This is a genomic window from Streptomyces sp. NPDC015131 (assembly GCF_043079975.1).
In the GTDB taxonomy this organism is placed as follows: Bacteria; Actinomycetota; Actinomycetes; order Streptomycetales; family Streptomycetaceae; genus Streptomyces.
This window is the reverse complement of the sequence record NZ_JBIBVB010000001.1, coordinates 74204-84538: the sequence shown is the minus strand read 5'-3', so window position 1 is coordinate 84538 and position 10335 is coordinate 74204. Positions and strand designations below refer to the sequence as shown.

The 10335-nt window shown below is 76.3% G+C and carries 1 protein-coding gene; it reads right to left on the bottom strand.

All coding sequences use genetic code 11. The features are described from left to right. On the bottom strand, positions 1–10259 hold a 10259-nt coding region (locus tag ACF08D_RS00325), incomplete at its 3' end, for an amino acid adenylation domain-containing protein (protein WP_392220094.1). Between the last annotated feature and the right edge of the window lie 76 nt (positions 10260–10335).

Here is a 10335-nt window from a genome sequence, read left to right as displayed (position 1 = left end):
GCCTCGAAGAAGTTCTCCTCGACCCCGAACGACGCCACACCCAGCACCTCCGCCACGATCCCGCACAACACCTCCTCCGCGGGCGAGAGTTGCTCCGTGCGGGCGGCGGCCGGGACGGCTCCGTCCGCCGGCGCCGGGGAGGCGCCGGGGGCGAGGAGCCTGCCCTCGGTGTCCCACTTGGCGCGTACGCCGGTGCGGTGGAGCCGCGCGCCCGCCGGGCCGAAGGGGTCGGCCACGAACCGCTCGGCGGTGGCGCCCGGCCGGCCCGCGTAGCCCCGGGCGAGTCCGGCGCCGCCGGCGTACACCTCGCCCACGACACCGGGCGGTACGGGGGTGAGCCACTCGTCCAGGACGTACAGGCGGGTGTGGGCGGTGCCCGGCCCGGAGGCGAGCGTGGCGGGGGTGGCCCAGTCCAGCGGCAGCGGCGCTCCGTCCGCCTGACCGGCCGGGACCCCGGTGCCCGCGAGGAGCGGTCCGAACAGGCCCGTCCCTGCGGGGGCCTCGCCCGTCTCCAGGGCGCGGGCGAGCGCGGCGGCGGCGGCCCGGTGCTCGACCACGACACCGCGCGGCCGGCCCGCCGCGTCCTCGGCGCGGACGAGGTAGGCGGCGTGCTCGGGGCGCAGCGGGCCGGTGCGGTCGGCGTCGGTCACGGGCGCGGCCGACCCGGCGCGGACCTCCGGCCCGTCCAGGACCACGGTGGGGACGCCGGTGCTGCGCAGCCGGCCGGCGAGGCCCGCCGTGGTCAGGACGCACACCGGGCGGGTGTCGGCGAACAGGGCCTTGATCCGGCCCGCGGGCTCGTCCGCCGCCACCGGCACGTACGCCGCGCCCGCCTTGAGCACCGCGAGGGCGGCGACCGCCCGGTCGGCGGGGCGCGGCGCGGCGACGGCGACGACCTGCTCGGGTCCGGCGCCCGAGGCGATCAGGTGGCGGGCCAGCCGGTGGGAGCGGGCGTCGAGCGCGGCGTACGTCAGGGCGTGGGCGCCGCCGCCGACGGCGGGCGCGTCCGGGGTGCGGGCGGCGCGCTCGGCGAACAGGCCGGTCAGGGTCGCCGGCGGGACGTCCCGGGCGGCGTCGTTCCAGGTGTGCAGGACCCGCTCGCGCTCCTCGCCGGTGAGCAGCTCCAGGGCGCCGATCCGGACGCCGGGGTCGGCCGCCACGGTGCGCAGCACCTGCTGGAACTGCGCCACCATCCGCTCGGCGGTCGCCCGGGTGAAGAGGTCGGTGCTGAAGTTGAACAGGCCGCGCATGCCGCCCTCGCCGGGCCAGGGCAGCAGCTCCATGACGAGGTCGAGCTTGGCCCGGCCGGAGCCGACGTACTCGGGCTTCACGGTGAGGCCGGGCAGGGCCAGCGGCTGGTCGCCGTGGCTCTGGACGCTCAGCACGACCTGGAAGAGCGGGTGCCGGGACAGTGACCGGGCCGGCTTGAGCGCGTCCACGACCTGGTCGAAGGGCACGTCCTGGTGGGAGTAGGCGGCGAGGTCGGTCTCCCGCAGCCGGTCGAGCAGCTCGCGGAAGGTGGGGTCGCCGCTGGTGTCGCCGCGCAGGACCAGGGAGTTGATGAACATGCCGACGAGGTCGTTGAGGGCCTCGTCGGTGCGTCCGGCGACCGAGACACCCAGCGGGATGTCGGTGCCGGCGCCCAGCCGGGTGAGCAGCGCGCACAGTGCGGCCTGGAAGACGATGAACTCGGTCGTCCCGGTCTGCCGGGCGATCTCCACCAGGTCGTGGTGGAGTTCGGGCTCCAGGTCGAACATCACCACGTCGCCGGACGAGCCGGGCACCTCGGGGCGCGGGAAGTCGGTGGGCAGGGCGAGTTCCGCGGGCAGCCCGGCGAGGGCGTCCCGCCAGAAGGCGAGCTGCTGGGAGACGACGCTGTCGGGGTCGTCCCCGGAGCCGAGCAGCTCGTGCTGCCAGGCGGCGAAGTCGGCGTACTGCACCGGCAGCGGGGCCCACTGCGGGGCGCGTCCGGCGCACCGGGCCCGGTAGGCGGTGGACAGGTCGGTGAGCAGCGGCACGATCGACCAGCCGTCGAAGGCGATGTGGTGCAGCACCAGCAGCAGGACGCACTCGTCCGGTCCGGTGGCCAGCAGCCGTACCCGCAGCGGAGGTTCGGCGGTGAGGTCGAAGCCCTGGTCCGCCTCGGCGGCCAGCGCGGCGGCGAGCCCGTCCCCGGTGACCGTGCGGGCCTTGAGCACCGGCCCGCCGGTCCGGGCGTCGAGCACCTTCAGCGAGGGCACGCCGTCGGTGTCGGGGAGGACGGTCCGCAGCACCTCGTGCCGTTCGGCGACGTCGGTCAGGGCGGCCTGGAGGGCCGCGGTGTCCAGCCGGCCGGTGAGGCGGAACGCCATCGGGGTGTTGTAGGTGCCGTCGGCGGTCTCCTGGCGGCGGTTGAGGAACCACTGGCGCCGCTGGGTGAAGGACAGCGGGCGTGCGGCGTCCTTCGGCGCGGGGAGCAGCGGTGGCCTGGCGTGTCCGGCGGCCTCGACGACGGCCGCGAGCGCGGTGACGGTCGGCGCCTCGAACAGGGCGCGGATCGGCAGTTCGACGCCGAGTGCCGAACGGGCGCGGCTGACCAGCCGGGTGGCGAGGAGCGAGTGCCCGCCGACGGCGAAGAAGTCGTCGTCGATGGAGACCTGCGGCAGGGAGAGGATGTCGGCGAACAGGCCGCAGAGGATCTCCTCGACGGGGGTGCGCGGTCCGCGTCCCCGGGCCGAGCCGGCGACGTCGGGCGCGGGCAGCGCCTTGCGGTCGAGCTTGCCCTGCGGGGTGAGCGGCAGGGACTCCAGGGCGACGACCGTCGAGGGCACCATGTAGTCGGGCAGGGACTGGGCGAGCCGGTCGCGGAGGGTGGGGCTCAGCGAGGAGTCGGCCGGCGCGGCGGGGTCGGCGGCCACGACGTAGGCGACCAGGCGCCGGTCGCCGGCCTCGTCCTCGCGGACGATCACGGCGGCCTGGTCGATGCCGGGCTGGGCGAGCAGCGCGGAGGTGACCTCGCCCAGCTCGATGCGGAAGCCGCGCAGCTGGACCTGGTCGTCGGCGCGGCCCAGGTAGTCCAGTTGCCCGTCCGGCAGCCAGCGGACCAGGTCGCCGGTGCGGTACATGCGCTGCCCGGCCGGGCCGAAGGGGTCGGCCACGAACCGGTCCGCGGTCAGCCCGGGGCGGGCCAGGTAGCCGCGGGCGAGGCCGCCGGCGACGTACAGCTCGCCGGTGACGCCGGCGGGCACGGGGGCGAGCTGCCGGTCCAGGACGTAGACGCGGTGGGCGGTGGTGGGCCGGCCGATGGGCGGGCGTCCGGTGCCGTCGAGGGGCCCGGCGACGGTGGAGCTGACGACGGCCTCGGTGGGGCCGTAGCCGTTGTGGAGCCGGACGCGGGAGGCCCAGCGGTCGACGATCTCGGCCGGGACCGCCTCGCCCGCCACGGCCAGGCGCAGGTCCGCCGGGAGGGTGCTGCCCTCGGGCAGTCCGCCGACGACCACGGGCGGCAGTCCGGCGAGGTTGATCCGGGCGCGGTTGATCAGGTCCACGAGCGGGGCGCCGGGGCTGCGGCACTCCTCGTCGGCGATCACCAGGGTGCCGCCGGTGAGGAGCGCCAGCATGATCTCCCAGACGGAGGCGTCGAAGCTGAGCGACGCGAACTGCAGGACGCGGGTGCCGGTGTCGAGGCCGAAGCGGTCGGTGAGGCTGTCGACCATGGCGAGCAGCCCGGTGTGGGTGACCACCACGCCCTTGGGGCGGCCGGTGGAGCCGGAGGTGTAGATGACGTACGCCGGGTGGCCGGGGTGCGGCGGGGCGGCGCGTTCGGCGTCGGTGAGGTCGGTGCCGGGCAGGGCGGCGAGCCGCTCGGCGGTGGCGGGGGCGTCCAGGACCACGGTGTCGACGCCGGGCCCGGCCGTGCGGGCGGCGGTCGCCGTGTCGGTGAGGAGGGCCACCGGCCGGGCGTCGTCGAGCATGTGGGCGATGCGGTCGGCGGGGTAGGCGGCGTCGACGGGCAGGTAGGCGGCGCCCGCCTTGAGGACGGCCAGGGCGGCGACGACGGCCTCGGGGCCGCGCGGCAGCATCACGGCGACGATCTGCTCGGGCCCGGTGCCCCGGTCGGCGAGGAGGCGGGCGAGCCGGTTGGCGCGGGCGTTGAGCTCCGCGTAGGTGAGGTGGTCGGCGCCGAGGGCGACGGCCTCCTTGTGGGGCGTGGCGGCGGCGCGTTCCTCGAAGACGTCGGTGGCACGCCGGGTGGCGGGTGCCGCCGTGGCGCCCGCGCCGGACCAGTCGCCGAGCAGCAGGCGGCGCTCGTCGGCCCCGAGGGCGTCGAGTGTGCCCAGGGTGGTGCCGGGGGCGTCGGCGAGGGCCTCCAGGACGCGGGTGAACCGCCGCAGGACCGCGTCGACCTGGTCGGGTCCGAAGATGTCGGGCCGGTACTGGGCCTCCAGCCGCATCGGGTCGCCGGCGCGGGCGCCGGGGAAGACCCCGAGGGCCAGCGGGTATTCGGCGATGACGCGCGCCTCCCAGGCGCGGGTGGTCAGGCCGGGGACGTGGTCGCCGATGCGGTCGAGGGCGCCGGACGGGTAGTTGTGGAAGCTGACGACGGTGTCGAACAGCTCGCCGATCCCGGCGCCCTGCTGCACCTCGGCGAGGCCCAGGTGCTGGTGCGGCTCCAGCCGGAGCTGGCGCTCCTGGAGGCCGGCCAGCATCGCCTCCATCGTGAGGGCGGGCTCCAGCCTGACCCGTACGGGCAGGGTGTGCATGAAGGCGCCGACCATCCGCTCGACGTCCGGGAGTTCCTCGGGCCGCCCGGAGGCGACCGCGCCGAAGGTGACGTCCTGGCGGCCGGTGAGCCGGCCGAGGGCGACGGCCCAGCAGCCCTGGGCGACGGTGTTCATCGTCAGGCCGTGCTCGTGCGCCCAGGCGGTCAGGGCGTCCGTCAGCCCCTGGGGCAGGGTGGCGGTGCGGGTGGCGGGCAGGGCGGTGACCCGGCCGCGGTCGGCGGGCCCGAGGCGGGTCGGCTCGTCGATGCCGGCCAGCTCCTTCTGCCACGCCTCCCGGGCGGCCTCCTTGTCCTGCGCGGCGGACCACTCCAGGTAGCCGTGCACGGGGGCGGCGGGCGGCAGGACGGAGGTGTCGGCTCCGTTGCCCCACAGGGTGACCAGTTCCTCGGCGAGGACGGCGGACAGGGACCAGCCGTCGACCAGGATGTGGTGGGCGGTCCACACGACGCGGTGGCGGTCGTCGCCGAGCCGGTACACCGTGAAGCGGGTCAGCGGGGCGCGGGTGACGTCGAAGCGGTGCAGCCACTCCTCGTCGGTGAGGCGCCGCGCCTCGGCCTGTGCCTCGGCGGCGGGCAGGCCGGTGAGGTCGGTCTCGGTCCAGGGCAGGGCGACGGTCTCGGGCACGATCTGCACGGGGTCGCCGCCGTCCCGTTCGCGGAACGCGGCCCGCAGGCCGGGGTGCCGGTCGAGGAGCGCGGCGACGGCGGCGCGCAGCGCGGACCGGTCGAGCGGCCCGTCGAGGTCCATGACGACCTGGAGCGTGTAGGCGTCCATGCCGTGCCGGTCGAACTGGGCCTGGAAGAGCAGGCCGCGCTGGAGCGGGGAGAGCGGCAGCACGTCGTGGAGGCCGCCGGTGTCCTTCTCGTACGCCTCGATCTCCGCCTGCCCGACGGTGACCAGGGGGAACTCGGACGGGGTGCGCCCGCCGGCGCCGGGCCGGCCGGCGTGCGCGGCGAGGGCGCCGAGGGCGGCGGACCAGTCGTCCGCGAGGCGGCGGACGTCGTCCTCGCCGAGGACGCCGTTCGCGTAGGTCCACTCGGTGACGAGGACGGGGCCGCCGGGCCGGTCCTCGGTGGTGGCGACGATGTCCAGGGCGTGGCGCAGCGGGGTGCCCGGGGCGGCGGTGAGGCCGGAGGAGCCGGCGCGCAGGGACCAGTCGCCCTCGCTGCCGGTGGTGAAGCGGCCCAGGTAGTTGAAGCCGACGCGGGGGGTGCCGAGCCGGGCGAGGACGGCGGCGGTCTGGGGGTTGAGGTGGCGCAGCAGGCCGTGGCCGAGACCGCGGTCGGGCAGGGCGCGCAGGGTCTCCTTGACCCGCTTGAGCGCGGTGCCGCACGCCTCGCCGCCGTCGCGCAGGGAGGCGCGGTCGAGTGCGCCGATGTCGAGGCCGACGGGGAAGACGCTGGTGAACCAGCCGACCGTGCGGGACAGGTCGGTGTCGTCGCCGGCGTGTTCGCGGCCGTGGCCCTCCAGTTCGATCAGGGCGCGGCCGGTGGTCCGGCCGGTGCGCCGCCGCTCGTGGTCGGTGAGGGCGAGGGCGAGGGCGGTGAGGAGGACCTCGTCGGTCTCGGCGTGGAAGGCGGTGGGGACGCGGGTGAGGACGGCGGCGGTGAGGTCGGCGGGCAGTTCGGTACGGAGCCGTCCGGCGGTGCCGTGGGTGTCGCGGGCCGGGTCGAGGGGCCGTTCGCCCGGCTCGGCCGGAGCGCCCTCGAACTGAGCGGTCCACAGCGGGAGTTCGGCGACGCGGGCGGCGCTGCGGGCCTGTTCGGTGAGGGTGCGTGCCCAGCGGCGGTACGAGGTGGGGACCGGGTCGAGGCGGAGGTCGCCGCCCTCCTCGGCGGCCTGTTGGGCGGCCTGGAGGTCGCCGAGCAGGATGCGCCAGGACACCCCGTCGACGGCCAGGTGGTGGACGACCAGGAGCAGCAGCCGGGGCAGGCCGGCGCCGGTGTCGAGGAGGACGCCCTGGACCATCAGGCCGTCCTCGGGGCGCAGCCGGGCGCGGGCCTCGGCGACCTGCCCGGCCAGGAACGTGTCGGGGTCGGCGCCGGCCGGCACCTCGGCGGTGCGCAGGACGTCGGCGGCGGTCACCGAGCCGGGGGGCGGCACGTCGAGGGACCACACGCCCGGGACCGGGGAGGTGAGCCGCATCCGGAGGGCGTCGTGCCGGTCGAGGAGGGCGCCGATCACGGTGCCGAGCCGGCCGGGGTCCGTGCCGGCGGGGACGGTGACGGTGACGTACTGGGCGTACTCGCGGGTGGCGGCGGGGAGATGGGAGACCTCCTCGCGGAACTGGTCGGCGACGGGGGTCAGCGGGATCTCGCCGACCCCGTCCTCGACGACGGCCGCGGCGCGCTGTCCCGCCGGGCGGGCGACGGCGGCGATGGCGGCCGGTGTGCGGTGCCGGAAGACGTCCCGGGAGGTGACGGCGAGCCCGGCCCTGCGGGCGCGGCTGACGACCTGGATGGCGCTGATGCTGTCGCCGCCGAGGGCGAAGAAGCTGTCGTCGACGCCGATGCCGTCGATGCCGAGGACGTCGGCGAGGACCTCGCACAGGACGCGCTCGGCGTCGGTGCGGGGGGTGCCGCCGGTGCGGGTGGCGGCGAAGTCGGGGGCGGGCAGCGCCTTGCGGTCGACCTTGCCGTGCGGGGTGAGCGGCAGGGCGGGCAGGGGGAGCAGCAGCGACGGCACCATGTGCTCGGGCAGCACCTCGCCGAGCCGGCGGCGCAGCTCGGCGGGGTCGGCGGTGCCTCCGGGCGCGGTGGGGTCGGCCACGAAGTGGGCGACGAGCCGGCGGTGCCCGGCCGGGTCGGTGACGGCGGAGGCGACCGCGTCGGCGACGGACGGCAGGGCGCGCAGGGCGGCTTCGACCTCGCCCAGCTCGATGCGCTGGCCCCGGATCTTGACCTGGTGGTCGCGGCGCCCGGTGAACAGCAGCTGCCCGTCGGCGAGGAGGACGACGGTGTCACCGGTGCGGTACATCCGGGTGCCGTCGGCGGCGAACGGGTCGGGGACGAAGGTGCCGGCGGTGCGCCCGGGGTCGCCGAGGTAGCCGCGGCCGACGCCGGCGCCCGCGACGTACAGCTCGCCGGGGGCGCCCTGCGGGACGGGCCGCAGGTCGTCGCCGAGGACGTACAGGCGGGTGTTGCGCAGCGGGCGGCCGATGGGCATGGAGGCGTCACCGGGGCGCAGGTCGGCGGCGGTGCGGGCGTAGGCGTGGGTGACGTCGTCGGAGCACTCGGTGGGGCCGTAGACGTTGGCCAGGGCGATGTCCGGGTGCCGGGCGAACCAGCGGGCGCACAGGCCGGCGGGGAGAGCCTCGCCGTTGGAGATCATCCAGCGCAGCGCGGGCAGCCGGGGCGCGCCGCCGAGGGCGTCCCAGGCGTCGAGGGTGGCGCGCAGCAGGGAGGGCACGACCTCCAGGACGGTGAGGTGCTCGGCCGCGATGACGCCGAACAGCGCGTCGGGGTCGGCGGCGGCGTCGCGGGGCACGGCACGGACGCGGCCGCCGACGAGCAGGGTGGTCAGGCTCTGCCAGACGGTGACGTCGAAGGTGACGGGCGCGTTGTGGACGAGCGCGTCGGTGTGGTCCAGGCCCAGCTCCTCGACCTTGGCGAGCAGGTGGTTGAGCATGCCGCCGCGCTCCACCATGGCGCCCTTGGGCCGGCCGGTGGAGCCGGAGGTGTAGATGACGTACGCCAGGTCCCGCGGCCCGCCGAGGACGGGGGCGAGGCCGTCGGCGGGGTCCTCGGCGCCGTCGAGTAGGAGGACGGGGAGGTCGCCGGCGACCTGCCGGGCGAGGTCGTGGTGGGCGGCGTCGGCGAGGACGCAGCCGGCGCCGCTGTCGGCGAGCAGGGCCGTGAGGCGGGCCCCGGGGGCGGCCGGGTCGAGGGGCAGGAAGGCGCGGCCGGCGCCGAGGACGCCGAGTTCCGCGGTGACGAAGTCGCGCCCCGGTGCGGTGAGCAGCGCCACCGGTCCGGTGCCGGCGGTGAGGCGGCGGGAGAGGGCGGAGGCCCGTCCGGCGAGCGCGGCGTAGGTGAGGGTGCCGCCGTCGTCGGTGACGGCGGGCGCGTCGGGGCGGGCGGCGGCGTGGTCCCGTACGCGCTCGACGACGCCTCGGTGGGGCTCCGCGCGTACGGGACCGGTCAGGGCGGCGGCCAGGGCTTTGGCCTCACCGGGGGCGAGCAGGTCGAGGGAGTCCAGCGGGGCGTCGTCGGCCATGGTGACGAAGCGGTCGAGGAAGCCGGTGAACCGGGCGAGGTGCGCGCGTACCTCGTCCCGCTCGTAGAGGGCCTCGTTGCCGCTGAGGTCGACGCCGATGCCGTCGGCGCCCTTGTCGGCGACGGTGAACTCCAGGTCGTCGACGAGGCCGGTGGAGGGGCTGTGGAGGGTGGCGTCGCAGGGGCCGATGGTCAGCTTCTCGATCTGCGGCATCATGTTGAGGAACGGGCCGAACGGCCGCCGGTCGTCGCTGCCGAGGCCCATCGCGCGGCGGATCCTGCTGACCCGGTGGCGCTGGTGCTTGAGCGCCCCGGAGAAGGCCCGGTAGGTCGCGGTGAGCAGGTCGCCGCGGGTCGTGCCGGGGCTGATGGGCAGCCGCAGCGGCACGTAGTTGACGACCATGCCGGGGATGTCCTGCATCGTGCCGCCGACCCGGGCGGTGACGGGCAGGGAGAGGATGACGTCGTCGGTGCCGGCGGTGCGGCGGGTGTACGCGCCGAGGGCGGCGGCCAGGACGGTCTGCCAGGTGACCCGGGCGTCCCAGGCGACGGACCGCATCCGGTCGGCGGTGCCGCCGGCGAGGACGGTCTCCTCGCGGTGGAACGCCTGGGCGGGCCCGGCGTCGCGGGTGGCGAGGCTGACGGGCTCGGGCCGGTCGGCGAACCGCTCCTCCCAGTAGGCGCGGTCGCGGTCGGCGCGCGGGGAGCCGGCGTAGGCGGCCTCGGCCTCGATCAGGGTGCTCAGCGGTGCGAAGCGGCCCTCGTCGGGCGAGGTGCCGGCGAGGAGCGCCTCGTAGAGGGCGGACAGCCGCTGCCAGTAGATGACGTAGCTGAAGCCGTCGGAGACGAGGTGGTGGTTGAGGAGGCAGAAGAAGGTGCGGTCCTCGGCGAGGGTGAAGACGCTCAGCCGGAACAGCGGCACATACGGGTCGGCGGTCGGTACGAGCGGTACGCGCAGGTCCGCCCGGATCGCCTCGCGGGCCGCGGCGGCGGGGTCGGCGGCGGCGCTGACGTCGGTGACGGTCAGCGGCAGCGCGGCCAGTTCCTCGACGTACTGCCGGGGCTCCCCGTCCACGTCGGTGAAGCGGGTGCGCAGGCACTCCGACTCCTCCACGAGCCGTTCCAGCGCGGCCCGGAAGACCCGCTGGTCCAGGGGGCCGCGGATGTCCCAGTAGATGGCGGTGTTGTAGGTGGCGCCGCCGCCGGACAGCTTCTCGTCGAACCAGATGTCCTTCTGCCCGGCGGTGAGCGGCAGGCCGGCCGTGTGGCGTTGAGTCGTCATACCAATCCCCTAGCGAAGGTCATCGAGTTCACTGCACCGATCGTCGGCGAGCGCGCTGACACCGGGCTGACCACGA